Source organism: Streptomyces sp. NPDC059534, assembly GCF_042743475.1.
Lineage (GTDB): Bacteria > Actinomycetota > Actinomycetes > Streptomycetales > Streptomycetaceae > Streptomyces.
On sequence record NZ_JBHWAQ010000003.1, the window covers coordinates 139,267 to 156,195 of the forward strand.

Annotated in this window: 13 protein-coding genes; 11 read left to right on the plus strand and 2 right to left on the minus strand. The window is 72.4% G+C overall.

Annotation, left to right across the window (positions count from 1 at the left end):
* The first annotated feature begins 97 nt into the window (after positions 1-97).
* From leuS to ACFVZH_RS04910, 9 genes are all read left to right on the plus strand, one after another.
* The gene (leuS, locus tag ACFVZH_RS04870; RefSeq protein ID WP_384893211.1) at positions 98-2,974 is read left to right on the plus strand and encodes a leucine--tRNA ligase; all 2,877 of its coding nucleotides are present in this window, start codon (positions 98-100) and stop codon (positions 2,972-2,974) included.
* 123 nt (positions 2,975-3,097) lie between these two features.
* Positions 3,098-3,802 (plus strand): hypothetical protein, encoded by a 705-nt coding sequence (locus tag ACFVZH_RS04875; RefSeq protein WP_384893214.1) that lies wholly within the window; start codon positions 3,098-3,100, stop codon positions 3,800-3,802.
* Positions 3,803-3,873: 71 nt separating this feature from the next.
* Entirely contained in the window at positions 3,874-4,719 is an 846-nt protein-coding gene (locus tag ACFVZH_RS04880) for a DegV family protein (RefSeq protein WP_384893217.1), read from the plus strand.
* A gap of 473 nt (positions 4,720-5,192) precedes the next feature.
* Positions 5,193-5,900, plus strand: coding sequence for a helix-hairpin-helix domain-containing protein (locus ACFVZH_RS04885; RefSeq protein ID WP_384893220.1), 708 nt, complete (start codon positions 5,193-5,195; stop codon positions 5,898-5,900).
* Positions 5,897-8,443, plus strand: a complete 2,547-nt coding sequence (locus ACFVZH_RS04890) for a ComEC/Rec2 family competence protein (protein WP_384893223.1) — start codon at positions 5,897-5,899, stop codon at positions 8,441-8,443. Before ACFVZH_RS04885 ends, ACFVZH_RS04890 begins: the two co-directional genes overlap by 4 nt.
* Before the next feature lie 124 nt (positions 8,444-8,567).
* On the plus strand, positions 8,568-9,182 hold the full coding sequence (locus tag ACFVZH_RS04895; RefSeq protein WP_384893226.1) for a winged helix-turn-helix domain-containing protein: 615 nt from the start codon (positions 8,568-8,570) through the stop codon (positions 9,180-9,182).
* A 5-nt stretch (positions 9,183-9,187) separates the two neighbouring features.
* Entirely contained in the window at positions 9,188-10,450 is a 1,263-nt protein-coding gene (locus ACFVZH_RS04900) for an MFS transporter (RefSeq protein ID WP_384893229.1), read from the plus strand.
* A gap of 29 nt (positions 10,451-10,479) precedes the next feature.
* Positions 10,480-11,361, plus strand: coding sequence for an arylamine N-acetyltransferase (locus ACFVZH_RS04905; protein WP_384893232.1), 882 nt, complete (start codon positions 10,480-10,482; stop codon positions 11,359-11,361).
* A gap of 104 nt (positions 11,362-11,465) precedes the next feature.
* Positions 11,466-12,356, plus strand: a complete 891-nt coding sequence (locus ACFVZH_RS04910) for a YceI family protein (RefSeq protein WP_384893234.1) — start codon at positions 11,466-11,468, stop codon at positions 12,354-12,356.
* Between the two features lie 184 nt (positions 12,357-12,540).
* On the opposite strand, the gene ACFVZH_RS04915 is transcribed toward ACFVZH_RS04910, so the two are convergent.
* Positions 12,541-12,801 (minus strand): hypothetical protein, encoded by a 261-nt coding sequence (locus ACFVZH_RS04915; RefSeq protein WP_384893237.1) that lies wholly within the window; start codon positions 12,799-12,801, stop codon positions 12,541-12,543.
* Positions 12,802-12,834: 33 nt separating this feature from the next.
* Between ACFVZH_RS04915 and holA the strand changes: the two genes are divergently transcribed.
* Complete coding sequence (holA, locus tag ACFVZH_RS04920) at positions 12,835-13,824, plus strand: DNA polymerase III subunit delta (protein WP_384893240.1); 990 nt, start codon at positions 12,835-12,837, stop codon at positions 13,822-13,824.
* 580 nt (positions 13,825-14,404) lie between these two features.
* On the opposite strand, the gene rpsT is transcribed toward holA, so the two are convergent.
* The gene (gene rpsT, locus ACFVZH_RS04925; protein WP_384893243.1) at positions 14,405-14,671 is read right to left on the minus strand and encodes a 30S ribosomal protein S20; all 267 of its coding nucleotides are present in this window, start codon (positions 14,669-14,671) and stop codon (positions 14,405-14,407) included.
* A gap of 185 nt (positions 14,672-14,856) precedes the next feature.
* Between rpsT and lepA the strand changes: the two genes are divergently transcribed.
* The gene (gene lepA / locus ACFVZH_RS04930; RefSeq protein WP_384893246.1) at positions 14,857-16,722 is read left to right on the plus strand and encodes a translation elongation factor 4; all 1,866 of its coding nucleotides are present in this window, start codon (positions 14,857-14,859) and stop codon (positions 16,720-16,722) included.
* Positions 16,723-16,929 lie beyond the last annotated feature (207 nt).

Below are 16,929 nucleotides of genomic sequence, written 5' to 3' on the forward strand. Positions count from 1 at the left end.
TCGGAGTCGGCGCGGCATCCCCTCCTGTGCGAGGGGATTTTTCATTTCGGGCAGTCAGTGGCCGTGGGCAGAGACGATCGATGGAGCTTCAAGGACCATGACCGAGATCAATACGGCCGCCGAGACGGTGGCCCCGCATCGCTACACGGCAGCCATGGCCGCCGACATCGAGGCACGCTGGCAGGACTTCTGGGACGCCGAGGGCACCTACGAGGCGCCGAACCCCACCGGTGACCTGGCGGGCGACCCCGCGGTCGCCGCCCGGCCCAAGAAGTTCATCATGGACATGTTCCCGTACCCCTCGGGTGCGGGCCTGCACGTCGGCCACCCGCTGGGCTACATCGCCACGGACGTCTTCGCCCGCCACGCGCGCATGACCGGCCACAACGTGCTGCACACCCTGGGCTTCGACGCCTTCGGCCTGCCGGCCGAGCAGTACGCCGTGCAGACGGGCACGCACCCGCGCGTGTCCACCGAGGCCAACATGGAGAACATGAAGGTCCAGCTGCGCCGGCTGGGCCTGGGCCACGACAAGCGCCGGTCGTTCGCCACGATCGACCCGGGGTACTACAAGTGGACCCAGTGGATCTTCCTGCAGATCTTCAACTCCTGGTACGACGACGAGGCCCGCAAGGCCCGTCCGATCGCCGAGCTGATCGAGCAGTTCGAGAACGGCACGCGTGAGGTCCCCGGCTCCACGCGCGCGTGGAGCGAGCTGACCGCCACCGAGCGCTCCGACGTCCTGGGCGAGTACCGCCTGGCGTACTCCTCCGAGGCGCCCGTCAACTGGTGCCCCGGCCTGGGCACGGTCCTGGCCAACGAGGAGGTCACCGCCGACGGACGCTCCGAGCGCGGCAACTTCCCCGTCTTCAAGTCCAAGCTGCGCCAGTGGAACATGCGGATCACCGCCTACGCGGACCGCCTGCTGGACGACCTGGACGGGCTGGACTGGCCCGAGGCCATCAAGCTGCAGCAGCGGAACTGGATCGGCCGCTCCGAGGGCGCCCGCGTCGACTTCCAGGTCGGCGACACCGGCGCGATCACCGTCTTCACCACCCGCCAGGACACCCTGTTCGGCGCCACCTACATGGTCCTGGCCCCCGAGCACGACCTGATCGAGAAGATCGTCCCGGCCGCCTGGCCCGAGGGCACCCACGACGTGTGGACCGGCGGACACGCCACCCCGTCCGAGGCCGTCGACGCCTACCGCAAGCAGGCCGCCTCCAAGTCCGACGTCGAGCGCCAGGCCGAGGCCAAGGACAAGACCGGCGTCTTCACCGGCGCGTACGCGACCAACCCGGTCAGCGGCGAGCAGGTCCCGGTCTTCATCGCCGACTACGTGCTGATGGGCTACGGCACCGGCGCCATCATGGCCGTCCCGGCGCACGACACCCGCGACTTCGCGTTCGCGCGCGCCTTCGAGCTGCCGATGCGCTGCGTCGTCGAGCCCTCCGACGACCGCGGCACCGACCCGGCCGCGTGGGACGACGCCTTCGCCTCCTACGAGGCCAAGCTGGTCAACTCCGCCAACGACGAGATCTCCCTGGACGGCCTGGGCGTCGTCGACGCCAAGGCGAAGATCACCGCCTGGCTGGCCGACCGCGGCATCGGCGAGGGCACCGTCAACTTCCGGCTGCGCGACTGGCTGTTCAGCCGCCAGCGGTACTGGGGCGAGCCCTTCCCGATCGTCTACGACGAGGACGGCGTCGCCCACTCGCTGCCCGAGTCGATGCTGCCGCTGGAGCTGCCCGAGGTCGAGGACTACTCGCCGCGCACCTTCGACCCGGACGACGCCGACACCCGGCCGGAGACCCCGCTGTCCCGCAACGAGGACTGGGTCAACGTCACCCTGGACCTGGGCGACGGCGCCGGCCCGCGACGCTACCGCCGCGAGACCAACACCATGCCCAACTGGGCCGGCTCCTGCTGGTACGAGCTGCGCTACCTGGACCCGCACAACTCCGAGCAGCTGGTCGACCCCGCCGTCGAGCAGTACTGGATGGGCCCGCGCGAGGGCATGCCGACCGGTGGCGTCGACCTGTACGTCGGCGGCGCCGAGCACGCCGTGCTGCACCTGCTGTACGCGCGCTTCTGGTCCAAGATGCTGTTCGACCTGGGCCACGTCTCCTCGGCCGAGCCGTTCCACAAGCTGTACAACCAGGGCATGATCCAGGCGTTCGTCTACCGGGACGCGCGCGGGATCGCCGTGCCGGCGGCCGAGGTCGAGGAGCGCGACGGCGGCTTCTGGTACCAGGGCGAGAAGGTCAGCCGCGTCCTGGGCAAGATGGGCAAGTCCCTGAAGAACGCGGTGACGCCCGACGAGATCTGCGCCGAGTACGGTGCCGACACGCTGCGCCTGTACGAGATGGCGATGGGCCCGCTGGACGTCTCGCGTCCCTGGGACACCCGCGCGGTCATCGGCCAGTACCGCCTGCTGCAGCGCCTGTGGCGCAACATCGTCGACGAGTCGACCGGCGAGGTCACGGTCGTCGACGACGCGCCCGACGAGGACACGCTGCGCGCCCTGCACAAGGCGATCGACGGTGTCTCGCAGGACATGGCGGCGATGCGCTTCAACACCGCCATCGCCAAGATCACCGAGCTGAACAACCACCTGACCAAGTCCGGCGGTGCGATCTCCCGGCCGGTCGCCGAGCAGCTGGTCCTGCTGGTCGCCCCGCTGGCCCCGCACATCTCCGAGGAGCTGTGGCGCCGGCTGGGCCACCCCGGCTCGGTCGTCCACCAGGACTTCCCGGTCGCCGACCCGGCGTACGTCGTCGACGAGACCGTGACCTGCGTCGTGCAGATCAAGGGCAAGGTCAAGGCCCGCCTGGAGGTCTCCCCGTCGATCACGGACGCGGAGCTGGAGACGCTGGCGCTCGCCGACCCGCACGTCGTCGCGGCGCTGGGCGGCGCGGAGATCCGCAAGGTGATCGTGCGCGCGCCGAAGCTGGTCAACATCGTCGCCGGCTAGCGGCACATAGGGGTTTCCCCTACGGGCAGGTTGGGGGTTCCAATGGAACCCCTGGCCTGCCTGTTCCGTTTACCGTGGAAGAACCACAGCCGTGGGGATTCGACAGACGCCGGAGGGGCGCACATGGAAGCCACGATTATCACGATCATGGCGCTGCTCTTCTTCGCCTTCGTGGCGCTCGGGGTCTATGCCACCGTGAAGGTCGCGAAGGCCGCCAAGCGCGGGGTCGACCGCACCCTGGACCAGGCCCGGCGCACGGTCGAGGACACGACGCTGCGGGCCAAGAGCTTCGGCCAGGCCGGGGTGCCGAGCGAGCTGGCCCGGCTGAGACTCGCGCTGCGCACCTCGATGCGGGCCACCCAGGAGGCGCTGCAGGCGGGTGCCGTCGAGGACGCCTCGCTGAAGGAGTCGCTGGACCTCTTCCACCGGCTCAGCGCACACGGCCTCGAACTGGACGGGGACCTCAAGCGTCTGGAGCGGGAGCCCGACCGGGCCTGGGTCGCCGGGCAGCTCCCCGAACTCGCCGCGCGGACCGAGCGGATCACCGGCTCGGCCGACGCGCTGCGCCGCGCGGCCCGGGACCGGGCCGTCAGGTTCGCCGAGGACGACCTGTCGGCGCTCAGCGCCCAGATCGACGTCGAGGCGGGCGCCCTGCGCCACTGGACCGAGCCGGAGGCCGCCGCGCCGGGGGCCGCTCCCGGTGCCGCCACGCACGGCGGGGCTCCCGGGCCGGCGTCCGGGAGCGAGCCGTCGGCGATCACCGCGCCCGATCCCCGGCGGACCGCCTACCCCTGGGAGAAGTCGGCCAGGCCGGAGACGACCACCTGACGGAACGGCGGCCCGTGCGGCGAGGGGGGCCGGGCTGCCGTGCGGCGGCCTCGGCGGGTAACCTCCCGCTCATGTCCCGGCATGTCGCGATCGTCACCGATTCCACGGCCTATCTGCCACGCCAGACGAGGGAGCGGCACGCGATCACCACGGTCCCGCTGACCGTCGTCATCGGCGACCGCGCCCTGGAGGAGGGCACCGAGATCTCGGCCGTGGCCCTCGCCGAGGCCCTGCAGAAGAGGCGGCCCGTCACCACGTCGCGCCCGAACCCCGAGGTCTTCGCCGCCGCGTTCCGCGAGGCCGCAGAGGCCGGGGCGACGGGCGTCGTCTCGCTCCACCTCTCCGCCGAGGTCTCGGGAACGTACGACGCCGCCGTCCTTGCGGCGAAGAACGCCCCCCTTCCCGTGCGGGTGGTCGACACCCGCATGATGGGCATGGCGCTGGGCTTCTGCGCCCTGGCGGCGGCGCAGGTCGCCGAGGCGGGCGGCTCGCTCGACGAGGCGGTCGCGGCGGCCGAGAAGCGCGCGGCGGGAACCTCGGCCTACTTCTACGTCGACACCCTCGACTATCTGCGCAGGGGCGGACGCATCGGCACCGCGCAGGCGCTGCTCGGGTCCGCGCTCGCGGTCAAGCCGCTCCTCGAACTCGACAAGGGGCGCATCGAACTCCGGGAGAAGGTGCGGACGGCCTCGAAGGCCATCGCACGCCTGGAGGAGATCGCCGTGGAGCGCGCCGGCTCCGGCCCCGTCGACATCGCCGTGCACCATCTCTCCGCACCGGAGCGAGCCGCCGCCCTCGCGGACCGGCTCAGGGAACGAGTGCCGGGGGTCGAGGAACTCCAGGTCAGCGAGGTGGGCGCGGTCATCGGCGCGCACACGGGCCCCGGACTCCTCGCGGTGGTCGTCTCGCCGCGCTGAGCCAAGCCGCCCCCCCCGGAAGGGTGACGGAGTTGTCCACAGCGGGTGCTCCGTCCACGAAACAAGAGTGAGCCCGGCACGGCCCGGTCGTGACTCCTACCGTCACGATCATGACTCTTCGCACACGCATCGCATCGACCGCCCCGGGGACCGCGGGCTCCACCGGCACGTCGACCAGCGGCCCCGGGAGGCCGCCGGGATCTGACGGACGCGGCCGCCCCGGCGGACGCGGTACGGGGCCCGGCCGGGCCCGGGGGCACGCCCGGGTCGGACGGGTCGCCGCAGGGCCCGGGGCTGCCGTACGGCGGCGCGGTGAGGCCATGTTCCCGGCGGCGGCGGCGGCACCGGCACCGGCACCGGCAGCGGTGCCGTCCCTCGTGCCCCCGGGGCCGGGGACCTGGGCGCCACCGGTGCTGCGCGAGGAACCGGCGGCGCCGGAGCGTGGCTCGCCGCCCGGGGTAGGAGCCCGGCTGGTGGCCGCCGTCCGTGAGCGGACGCCGGTCTGGGTGCAGACGAGATGCGGGCTCGAACCGAGGGCGCTGGCCGCGCTGACGGTGCTCCTCGTCGTCGCCGTGGGTCTGGCGGGCGGGTACTTCTGGACGGGGCGGCCGGAGCCGGTCCGTGCACCCGAGCTCGTCCGTGCCGCCCGTGTGGCGGCGAAGCCACCCGCCGCACCCGCCGGGCGGACCCGGCCGGGGGCGAGGCCGGGCCCCGGGGAGGCGCCGGCGGCGTCCGGGGCGAAGGTGGTCGTCGACGTGGGCGGCAAGGTACTCAGGCCCGGGGTGCTGACCCTGCCGGCGGGCTCGCGGGTGGCGGACGCCCTGCGGGCCGCGGGCGGGGTGCGTCCCGGCGCCGACCTCACCGGACTCAACCGGGCCCGTGTCCTGTTCGACGGCGAACAGGTGCTCGTGGGGCTGCCGGGGATGCCATCGGGCGGCTCTGGTGCCGGTGCCGGTGCCGGAGGTGGCGGCGGTGGTGGTGGGCCGGGGGTGCCGCTGAGCCTCAGCACGGCCACGGCGGAGCAGCTCGACACGCTCCCGGGGGTCGGTCCCGTTCTCGCCCGGCACATCGTCGACCATCGCGCCGAACACGGCGGCTTCCGGTCCGTCGCCGAGCTGCGGGAGGTCAACGGCATCGGTGAACGCCGGTTCGCCGACCTCGAACCGCTGGTCCGGCCATGAGGCGGGACGCGGGTCCGGGGGAGGACGGACCGCCGGATCTCCGGCTCGTTCCGCTCGCGGGGGCGGCCTGGGCGGCGGCCGCCTGGGCCGTGGGGGCCACGGGGTGGTGGACCGTGGCGGGAGTCGTGGTCTGCCTGGTGGGCGCCGCGTTCGTGTGGGTGTCGGTCTCGGTGCCGGTGCCGGTGCCGGTTCCGGTGTCGGAGAGGCGGGTCGGTGGGGCGCCGGCGGCCAGGAGGGCGCCGGCGGCGGGTGCGGGCCGGGGGCGGCGGGTCTCGCCGGGGTGGCGGCTGCGGGCGACCGCGTGCGCCGGGGTGCTGCTGTGCGCGGCGGCCGGGGCCACGTCGGCGGGGCTGCACGCGGCGGATCTGCGGCGAGGGCCCGTACCGGCGGTGGCGCGGGAGTACGGGCGGGCGCAGGCCGAGGTGACGGTGACGTCCGATCCGCGGCTCACCAGGCCCCGGGTGCGGGGCAACGCGATGGCGCCGGTCTCGGTCGTCCTGGACGGCGAGGTGACCCGGGTCGAGCGGTCGGACGGCTCGGTCCACCGGACCCGGGCGCCGGTCCTGCTGATCGTGCCGTCGGGCGAGGGACGGGAGGAATGGCTGAGGCTGCTCCCCTCGACCCGGCTGCGGGTCGGCGCCCGGCTCGCCCCGCCGCTGCGGCCCGGAGAACCGTTCGCCGCGGTGCTGAAGGTCGACAGGGCGGGACCGCCGCGGATCGTCGGCCCACCGAGCGCGCTGCAACGGGCGGCGGGGGACCTGCGCGCCGGTCTGCGGACGGCGACCGAGGGGCTCGGTCCGGACCCGCGGGCCCTGCTGCCCGGCCTGGTCGTCGGGGACACCTCCCGGATCGGCCCCGAACTGCGGGACGCCTTCGAAGCCGTCGATCTCACGCACCTGTTGGCGGTCTCCGGCAGCAATCTGTCGATCGTCCTGCTGCTGCTCATCGGGCGTCCCGGGCGGGCGCACCAGGTGGAGCGGGGCGGGCTCGCGCCCCGGCTCGGGATGTCGCTGCGGGTCACCTCGCTGGCCGGGGGAGCGCTGACGCTCGCCTTCGTGATCGTCTGCCGGCCCGATCCGAGCGTGCTGCGCGCCGCGGCCTGCGGAGGTGTCGCGCTGCTCGCGATCGGTACCGGCCGCAGGAGATCGCTGATCCCCGCGCTGGCCGCCGCCGTCCTCCTCCTGGTGCTCTACGATCCCTGGCTCGCGCGGAGTTACGGATTCCTGCTCTCCGTCCTGGCCACCGGATCCCTGCTGACGGTCGCCCCGCGGTGGAGCGAGGCGCTGCGGCGGCGCCGGGTGCCCGGCCGGCTCGCGGAGGCGCTGGCGGCGGCGCTGGCCGCGCAGGCGGTGTGCGCTCCGGTCGTGGTGGTCTTCGCCGGACGCGTGAGCCTGGTCGCGATCCCGGCGAACCTGTTCGCCGAGCTGGCGGTCGCGCCCGCGACGGTCTTCGGGTTCGCCACGCTCGCCCTCGCGCCGGTGTGGGCGACGGGCGCGGAGGGCTTGGCGTGGGTGGCGGGGTGGCCGGCCGGGTGGATCGCGCGGGTGGCCCGTGGCGGGGCCGCGTTGCCGGGGGCCGAGCTGGCCTGGCCCGGCGGGTGGTGGGGTGGTCTCTTCCTCGCGCTGCTCACGGCCCTGGTGGTGCTCGGGGCGCGCAGGCTGCGGTACCGGGGGCCTGTCGCCGTGCTCCTCGCCGCGCTGCTCCTGGTCGTGGTGGTGCGGCCGGCGCCGCTGGCCCGGTGGGCCACCGGGTGGCCGCCGCCCGGGTGGGTGTTCGCGATGTGTCAGGTGGGGCAGGGGGACGCGACGGTGCTCGCGGCGGGCGGGGACGCCGCGGTGGTGGTGGACGCGGGTCCCGACCCCGTGGCGGTGGACCGCTGTCTGCGGGAACTCGGGGTGATACGGGTGCCGTTGCTGGTTCTCACCCACTTCCACGCGGACCACGTGGCCGGGCTGTCGGGCGTGCTGCGGGGGCGTTCGGTGGGGGCGATCCAGACCACGGGGCTCGAAGAGCCGCCGGGGCAGGCGGCGTTCGTGCGGCGGACGGCCGCAGCGGCGCGGGTGCCCCTGGTCCGGGCGGGGCCGGGGGAGGAGCGGCGGGTGGGGGCTCTGGAGTGGCGGGTGCTCTGGCCTCCGGCGGATGAAGCGGCGGCCGCCTCAGGCGCGTCGCGGACGGGGCCGAACGATGCCAGTGTCACGCTGCTCGTCCGGACCGGGGGAGGGGTGAGTCTGCTGCTCCTCGGCGACCTGGAGCCGCCGTCGCAGCGTGAGTTGTTGCGCGCCCATCCCGGCTTGGCTCCGGTGGACGTGCTCAAGGTCGCGCACCACGGATCCGCGCACCAGGACCCGGGGCTGTTGGGCGCGGTACGGCCGCGGCTCGCGCTGGTTTCGGCAGGACGGGACAACCCGTACGGGCATCCCTCGCCCCGGACGGTGCGGGCGCTGCGGGCGGGCGGCGCGCGGGTGCTCCGGACGGACCGGGACGGGGCGATCGCGGTGGCGGGAGCGGGGAGGGGGCTCGTGGCCGTGCCGAGAGGCTGGTGAAGAGGTCGGTGAGGAGTCCGGTGAGGAGTCCGGTGGGGAAGTGGGCGAGGAAGCCGGTGAAGAGGCGGGTGAGGAGGGGGTGAGGGGGCTTGTAAAGGAGTCTTTCTAAAGATATCTTTTCATCATGCCGGAGATCAGCGAGTCCGGGGGCGAGCAGCCCCGCAGCATCCGACTGACCGACCCCCGCGCCCTGCGGGCCTACGCCCATCCCCTGCGGATGACCCTGGTGGGACTGCTGCGCGGCAGCGGACCCTTCACCGCCACCCGGGCGGCCGAGCTGACCGGTGAATCCGTCGCCAGCTGCTCGTACCACCTGCGGATACTCGCCAAGTACGGGCTCGTGGAGGAGGCGCCGGGCGGGCGGGGGCGGGAGAAGCCCTGGAGGGCCACGGCGCGGTACACGGAGTGGCCCGAGTACAGCGAGGACGCGACGGTCGCGGAAGCCGCCGACGCGCTGAGCGCGGCCGTCGCCGAGCGCTACTTCGAGCGGGTCACGCGGGCGATGGAGAACCGTCACCGGGTGCCGAAGGAGTGGCGGGAGGCCGAACAGTTCGGCGACTCCCTGCTCTACCTCACCCCCGAGGAGCTGGCCGGCCTCGGAGAGCGGATGGACGCGCTGCTCCGGCCCTACGAGGCACGCCAGTCCGACCCGTCCCTCAGGCCCGAGGGCGCACGGCAGATCAGCATCCTGCGGATCGCCTACCTGGACCAGGAAATCCCCGACAGCGAACAGGAGTGAGGGAGATGGCCCTCGTGGAACGCGTACCGGCATTGCTCCGCGAGCGGACCTTCCGCCGCTACTGGACCGGCCAGACCGTCTCCCTCGCCGGGGACCAGATCTCGCTCATCGCCATCCCGCTCGCCGCCGTCCTGATCCTCGGCGCCGACGCCGCCGCGATGGGCTGGCTCAAGACGGCCGAACTGCTGCCCGCCCTCCTGTTCAACCTGCCGCTCGGCGCCTGGGCCGACCGCCAGGCCCGCCGCAGACGCGCCATGATCGCGGCCGACCTCGGCCGGGCGGCGCTGGTGCTGACCCTTCCCGTGGCCTACGCCCTCGACGCGCTGACGCTCGGCCAGCTGTACGTGGTGGCCTTCGGTATCGGCGCGCTCACCGTGCTCTTCGAGGTCTGCAACGCCACGCTTCTCGTGGCGCTCGTCCCCACCGAGGGATATGTGCAGGCGAACGCGCTGGTCAACGGCAGCCGTTCGATGGCGTGGCTGGCCGGTCCCGGAATCGGCGGCCTCCTCGTGCAGGTGCTCACCGCACCCTTCGCCCTGGTCGCGGACGCCCTCACCTACCTGGTGTCCGCCGGGTACCTGGCCCGGATCAGGCCCGTCGAACCCCCGCCGGCCCCCGTGGCCAAGGGGCACTTCACGGAGGGGCTGCGCTGGGTGCTCAGGGAGCCCTCGATGCGCGCGCTGTTCGCCGCGTCCGGCACCATCCAGTTCTTCAACTACATGTTCCACACCCTCTTCGTGCTCTACGCGACCACCGAACTCGGCATCGGCGCGGGCCTGCTGGGCCTGATACTCGGGGCCGGGGCCGTGGGCGGCCTGCTCGGCGCGGCGTGCGGCGGCGCGGTCGTCCGGAGGATCGGCGTCGGGGCCACGCTCGTCGTCGGCTTCCTCGGCTTCACGCTGCCGCTGCTCCTGATACCGCTGGCCGACGGACCGCTTCCCCTGGTGGTGGCCGTCATGTTCGCCGCGGAGTTCCTCTCATGCGTCGGCGTGATGCTCGCGGACATCTCCGCGGGGTCGTTCCAGATGGCGCTGATACCGGACGCCGTGCGAGCGCGGGTCATGGGCGCGTACCGGACGCTCAACCACGGATTCCGTCCGCTCGGCGCGCTCGTCGGCGGTCTGCTCGGCACCGCCATCGGGCTGCGTCCCACACTGTGGATCGCCACCGCGGGCGCCGTCTTCGCCGTCCTGTGGCTGCTGCCCTCGCCGCTGCCGAGGATGCGGGAACTCCCCACGAGGGAAGGGGAGTCGGTACCCGTTGGCTAGCGGCCGGCCTCGACCGGCAGACTGCCGGTATGACGACAGCACCGATGCCACCGACACGACCGACGCCGACGGCAGAGCCGACCCGGCCCGCCCCGCCCGAGCCCTTCGTGCCCACACCGTCCACCGTCGACGCCTACCTGCGGCGCATCGGCGCGGAGCGGCCGGAGCGGGCCGACGCCGCCGCACTGCGGGAACTGCACCTCAGGCACCTGCGGAGCGTGCCCTTCGAGAACCTGTCGATCCACCTCGGCGAGGACATCGTCCTGGACGAGAAGGCGCTGCTCGACAAGGTGGTCGGCGCCGGCAGGGGCGGCTTCTGCTACGAGATCAACACGACGTTCGCCGTCCTCCTCCGGGGCCTCGGATACCGGGTGTCGCTGCTCCAGGCGCGGGTCATCGACCCGCAGGGGAGGCCCGGCATCCCGTACGACCACATGGCGTCGCTGGTGGAGACCGCCGACGGGGAACGGTGGCTGGCCGACGTCGGGTTCGGCGACCACAGCCACTTCCCGCTGGCCTTCGACGAGCGCGACGACCAGGAGGACCCGGGCGGTGTCTTCCGGATCGTGGAGGCCGCAGACGGCGACCTCGACGTGCTGCGGGACGGGAAGCCGCAGTACCGCCTGGAGACCCGGCCGCGCGAGCTCGCCGACTTCACGGCCGGGGCCTGGTACCACCGGACCTCGCCCGACTCGCACTTTCCGCGTTCGCTCATCTGCTCCCTGCTGACCGAGGACGGCCGGGTCACCCTCAGCGACCCGAAGCTGATCACCCGCGTCCACGGGGAGCGCGTCGACAAGGAGCTGGAGAGCGAGGCGGAGGTGCGGGACGCGTACCGGGACCTGTTCGGCATCGTGCTGGACGTGCTCCCGGTCGTACGGGGAGGAATCCAGGAGAAGCGGAATTCCTAATTCGGACCCTCGGTAACACTTGCCCCGTTTGCCTCGAACCCCCCAACGGTGATCGAATGCGACTTCGTTGCATGATGAACGAGTCGCACGGGGGTGCGTGAGGAATGTTGGATCGTCTCTTCGGGAAGCGTGCGGCGGGCGTCGCGCGGGGCGGACCGCTCGCCGCCGTCGCCGTCCCGCCCACGGCGGGAGTACTGAGCTGCCGGGTGCTCGACCCCGTGCACGAGCCCGTCCGTCAGGCCGAGTTCGTCGTCAGCGACGCCGTGGGGCGCAAGGTCCTGGCGGGGGAGACCGACCCGTACGGCACGGTGCTCGCGACCGTGCCCGCGGGCGACTACCGCCTCGCCGTCACCGCCGAGGGGTACACGCCCCACCACGGTTCCGCCGTCGTCGCCGAGGGCGGCCACACCGGCCTCGGCGACGTCCTGCTCCAGGTGGCCCCGCCGCCCCAGCTGCCTGCGCCGGGCGACTGGGAGATCGACCCGACGCACTCGCAGATCGGCTTCACCGCCCGCCACATCGGGCTGGCCCGGATCCACGGCCGGTTCAACAGCTTCGCCGGCGCGGTGCGGATCGCCGACCGCATGGAGGACTCGGCGATGCACGTCGTCATCGACGCGGCCTCCATCGACACCGGGGTCCAGATGCGCGACGACCACCTGTGCTCCGGCGACTTCCTCGACATCGGCGCCTACCCGACGCTCGAGTTCTTCAGCGAGCGGTTCACCCACCGGGGCGGCAGCCGCTGGGCCGTCACCGGAGCCCTCACCCTCCACGGGGTGAGCCGCACGGTGACGCTGGACACCCAGTACCTGGGCCTCGGCAGCGGCCTGGAAGGCGAGACACGGGGCGCCTGCCGGGCCACCACCGAACTGCACCGCGAGGACTTCACCCTCACCTGGCAGACGCTGCTCGCCCGCGGGATCGCGGCCGTCGGGTCCAGCATCAGCATCGACCTCGACATCCAGATCGTCCCCACGACACGGCAGGGTTGAGGCGGCGCGGCGCCCTCCGCCACCGCGTGGCGGCCGCCCTTGCCACCGCCGCCTTCGCCACGGCTGTCCTTGCTGTCTCCGGCCTGGCTGCTTCCGGCCCGGCCACTGCCGTCCTCGCTAGCTCCGGCCCCGGCTAGCTCCGGCCCCGGCTAGCTCCGGCCTCGGCCACCTCCGGGGCCGGCTCCTACGGGGCCTCCAGCCACCCCTCGTACTCGGCGGCCAGCGCGTCCAGCGCCGCCGGGTCGAGTCGGCCGTCCGGGTCCTCCACGACCACCAGCCACTGGGCGTCCTCGGCGTCGTCCTCCCCGGCCAGGGCGTCCCGCACGAGCTGCGGCACCTCGGGGACGCCGAAACGGTCGGGGAGTTCGCCCGCGACCTCCTCGGCGGCGTCGCGGTCGGGGAGTACCAGTACGTGTCGTTCAGTCACCCCGCCATTCTCGGGCATCGCTGTCAGTGGCCCATGGGATGCTGGATCGCGATGGCCACCAGAAAGACTTCCCCCGACGACCTCCTCGGCCCCGTGACGCTCGCGGTGGGGCAGGAGGACCTGCTCCTCGACCGCGTCGTCCAGGAGGTGGTGGCGGCCGCCCGCGCTGCCGACGCCGACACCGACGTGCGCGACCTCACCTCCGACCAGCTCCAGCCCGGGACGCTGATCGAACTCACCAGCCCCTCGCTCTTCGCCGAGCGCAAGGTGCTGGTCGTGCGGAACGCGCAGGATCTGTCCGCCGACGCCGTCAAGGACATCAAGGCATATCTCGGCGACCCCATCGAGGACATCTCCCTCGTCCTGCTCCACGCGGGCGGCGCCAAGGGCAAGGGCCTCCTCGACGCCGCGCGCAAGGTTGGCGCGCGGGAGGTCGCCTGCCCCAAGACGACGAAACCGGCCGAACGGCTGACCTTCGTCCGTCAGGAGTTCCGCACGCTCGGGCGTTCCGCCACGCCCGAGGCATGCCAGGCCCTCGTCGACTCCATCGGCAGCGACCTGCGGGAGCTCGCGTCCGCGGTCGCGCAGCTCACGTCCGACGTCGACGGCACCATCGACGAGGCCGTCGTCGGGCGGTACTACACCGGCCGCGCCGAAGCCTCCTCCTTCAACGTCGCCGACCGCGCCGTCGAAGGACGCGCCGCCGAGGCCCTCGAAGCCCTGCGCTGGTCCCTCTCGACCGGCGTCGCGCCGGTCCTCATCACCAGCGCCCTCGCCCAGGGCGTACGTGCCATCGGCAAGCTCTCCTCCGCACGCGGCGGCCGGCCCGCCGACCTCGCGCGCGAGCTGGGCATGCCGCCCTGGAAGATCGACCGCGTCCGCCAGCAGATGCGGGGCTGGACCCCCGACGGCGTCTCCCTCGCCTTGCGCGCGATCGCCGAGGCCGACGCGGGGGTCAAGGGCGGCGGCGACGACCCCGAGTACGCCCTCGAGAAAGCGGTCGTCGCGGTGGCTCGGGCGGCGCGGCTGAGCCGGGGCTGAGGGCGACGCGGGACCCTGCCGGGGGCTGGCGGGTGGGGTATCCGGGGCCGCGCCCCGGTCCCCTTGCAGCGGCTTCGCGCGCCGCACCCTCCGTGATGCGTGGCGCCGCGCCACGGGCCTGCTGCGGCTTTGTGGCGCGCGGGGCGGTGACTGTGCGGTGCGGTGCGTTGTCATCTGGGGTCAGAGCATGGGCCCCCACCCCGCCCCTTCCCGAAACCCTGCCGGGGGCTAGTGGGGGTGAAGGCAGGGGGTTATCGGGGGCTGCGCCCCCGGGCCCCCGTGCGGCAGCTTCGCGCCGCGCCGGGCCTTCGGTCGTGCCCCCTGCGGTGGGCGGCTTCCGTGCTGCGCCCCGGGCCCCGTCCGGTAGCTTCGCGCCGCACCTTCCCGGAATGTGTGGCCGGTGGGGGTGGGGGGGACGGCGAAGGCCCCGGCGGCTCCTGGGGAGGAGGCGGCGGGGCCTTCGGCGTGTTGAGGGTGGGCTCGCACCCGCGTGGCGAACGCGTCCGCGTGCGAGTCCGGGTGGTCGGCGGGAGCGGGAGAGAGGGCCCGCTGGGTCCCGTACGACCGGTTACATCAGAGCTCAGCCCTGGAGGGCGCCAACCTTGGTGGCCAGCGCCGACTTCTTGTTGGCGGCGGCGTTCTTGTGGATGACACCCTTCGAGACAGCCTTGTCGAGCGCGCGGGAGGCGGCGCGAGAAGCCACGACGGCCTTCTCGACGTCACCGGCGGCGACAGCCTCGCGGGCCTTGCGGATCGCGGTCTTGAGCGACGACTTGACGGCCTTGTTGCGCAGGCGCGCCTTCTCGTTGGTCTTGTTCCGCTTGATCTGGGACTTGATGTTCGCCACGAAAAGAGCCTTTACAGGTTCGATGTTCCTTCTGGATGTGATCTCGGGAGCTGAGAGGGCACACGAGACACAGCTGTCCACACTACCAGTCACTCTCGGGGCCGCCCAAACCGGGCGCCGGGCGACGGGCATGGGACCATGGAGCCTACGTATCGATCCGACATCGCCCCGAGACGAGACCCTGCGTGCCCGCGACTCCTACCAACGTGCCCGAGCCGAGCCGTACCGACCCGGCTCTGATCCGCAACTTCTGCATCATCGCGCACATCGACCACGGCAAGTCCACGCTCGCCGACCGGATGCTCCAGCTGACCGGTGTGGTCGACCAGCGGCAGATGCGTGCCCAGTACCTCGACCGCATGGACATCGAGCGGGAGCGCGGCATCACGATCAAGTCCCAGGCGGTCCGGCTGCCCTGGGCGCCCACCGACGGGCAGGGTGAGGGTCGGACGCACATCCTGAACATGATCGACACCCCCGGGCACGTCGACTTCACCTACGAGGTCTCGCGTTCGCTCGCGGCCTGTGAGGGCACGGTCCTGCTGGTCGACGCGGCGCAGGGCATCGAGGCGCAGACGCTCGCCAACCTCTACCTGGCGATGGAGAACGACCTCACGATCGTTCCGGTCCTGAACAAGATCGACCTGCCGGCCGCCCAGCCGGAGAAGTTCTCCGAGGAGCTGGCCAACCTCATCGGCTGCCAGCCGGAGGACGTCCTCAAGGTCTCCGCGAAGACCGGTGTCGGTGTCGATGCGCTGCTCGACCGGGTCGTTCGGGACGTTCCCGCCCCGGTCGGTGTCGCCGACGCCCCCGCGCGCGCGATGATCTTCGACTCCGTGTACGACTCGTACCGGGGCGTCGTGACGTACGTCCGAGTCGTCGACGGCCAGCTCAACAAGCGCGAGCGCATCAAGATGATGTCGACGGGCGCCACGCACGAGCTGCTGGAGATCGGCGTCTCGTCTCCCGAGATGACGGCGTCCGACGGTCTCGGCGTCGGCGAGGTCGGCTACCTGATCACCGGCGTGAAGGACGTCCGCCAGTCCAAGGTCGGTGACACGATCACCTCCCTGAACAAGGGTGCGACCGAGGCGCTGGGCGGTTACAAGGACCCGAAGCCGATGGTGTTCTCGGGTCTGTACCCGCTGGACGGCTCGGAGTACCCGGACCTCCGCGAGGCCCTCGACAAGCTCCAGCTGAACGACGCCGCGCTGGTGTACGAGCCGGAGACGTCCGCCGCGCTCGGCTTCGGCTTCCGCGTCGGCTTCCTCGGCCTGCTGCACCTCGACGTGATCCGCGAGCGCCTGGAGCGCGAGTTCGGCCTCGACCTGATCGCCACCGCCCCCAACGTGGTCTACCGCGTGGTCATGGAGGACGGCAGCGAGCACACGGTCACGAACCCGAGCGAGTTCCCCGAGGGCAAGATCGACGACGTGTACGAGCCCGTCGTGCGCGCCACGATCCTCGCCCCGAGCGAGTTCATCGGCGCGATCATGGAGCTCTGCCAGACGCGTCGCGGCACGCTCATCGGCATGGACTACCTCTCCGAGGACCGGGTGGAGATCCGCTACACCCTGCCCCTCGCCGAGATCGTCTTCGACTTCTTCGACCAGCTGAAGTCCAAGACGCGCGGTTACGCCTCCCTCGACTACGAGCCCACCGGCGAGCAGGCGTCCAGCCTGGTCAAGGTCGACATCCTGCTGCACGGCGACAAGGTGGACGCGTTCTCCGCCGTCACCCACAAGGACGCCGCGTACGCCTACGGCGTGCGGCTCGTCGCCAAGCTGCGCGAGCTCATCCCGCGGCAGGCGTTCGAGGTGCCGATCCAGGCCGCGATCGGCTCCCGGGTGATCGCCCGCGAGACCATCCGCGCCATCCGCAAGGACGTCCTCGCCAAGTGCTACGGCGGTGACATCTCCCGGAAGCGGAAGCTGCTGGAGAAGCAGAAGGAAGGCAAGAAGCGCATGAAGATGGTCGGTTCGGTGGAGGTGCCGCAGGAGGCGTTCATCGCCGTCCTGTCGAGCGACGAGTCCTCCGGCAAGAAGAAGTAGCGGGCAGGACGGCACCTGGCTGTGCTGTGCATCGAACGGGTCCACGCGCCGACGGCGCGTGGACCCGTTCGTTATGAAGCGACGTCCTGCTAGCCCTTACGCGCCGGTCCCCGGGCCTTTACTCTGATCCCGACTTGAAGGTTACTCACCAGTTAGTTACGTAGTTACGCACCGCCTTGGTTACGTAGTACGCACCGCCAGAAGGCA

What these genes read in the sequence shown, in the direction of transcription:
- holA (WP_384893240.1), top strand. Translation starts at nt 12,835, where the DNA reads ATGGCCACCAGAAAGACTTCCCCCGACGACCTCCTCGGCCCCGTGACG.
- ACFVZH_RS04905 (WP_384893232.1), top strand. Translation starts at nt 10,480, where the DNA reads ATGACGACAGCACCGATGCCACCGACACGACCGACGCCGACGGCAGAG.
- ACFVZH_RS04915 (WP_384893237.1), bottom strand. Translation starts at nt 12,801, where the DNA reads ATGCCCGAGAATGGCGGGGTGACTGAACGACACGTACTGGTACTCCCC.
- ACFVZH_RS04875 (WP_384893214.1), top strand. Translation starts at nt 3,098, where the DNA reads ATGGAAGCCACGATTATCACGATCATGGCGCTGCTCTTCTTCGCCTTC.
- leuS (WP_384893211.1), top strand. Translation starts at nt 98, where the DNA reads ATGACCGAGATCAATACGGCCGCCGAGACGGTGGCCCCGCATCGCTAC.
- ACFVZH_RS04910 (WP_384893234.1), top strand. Translation starts at nt 11,466, where the DNA reads ATGTTGGATCGTCTCTTCGGGAAGCGTGCGGCGGGCGTCGCGCGGGGC.
- ACFVZH_RS04900 (WP_384893229.1), top strand. Translation starts at nt 9,188, where the DNA reads ATGGCCCTCGTGGAACGCGTACCGGCATTGCTCCGCGAGCGGACCTTC.
- ACFVZH_RS04880 (WP_384893217.1), top strand. Translation starts at nt 3,874, where the DNA reads ATGTCCCGGCATGTCGCGATCGTCACCGATTCCACGGCCTATCTGCCA.
- ACFVZH_RS04895 (WP_384893226.1), top strand. Translation starts at nt 8,568, where the DNA reads ATGCCGGAGATCAGCGAGTCCGGGGGCGAGCAGCCCCGCAGCATCCGA.
- ACFVZH_RS04890 (WP_384893223.1), top strand. Translation starts at nt 5,897, where the DNA reads ATGAGGCGGGACGCGGGTCCGGGGGAGGACGGACCGCCGGATCTCCGG.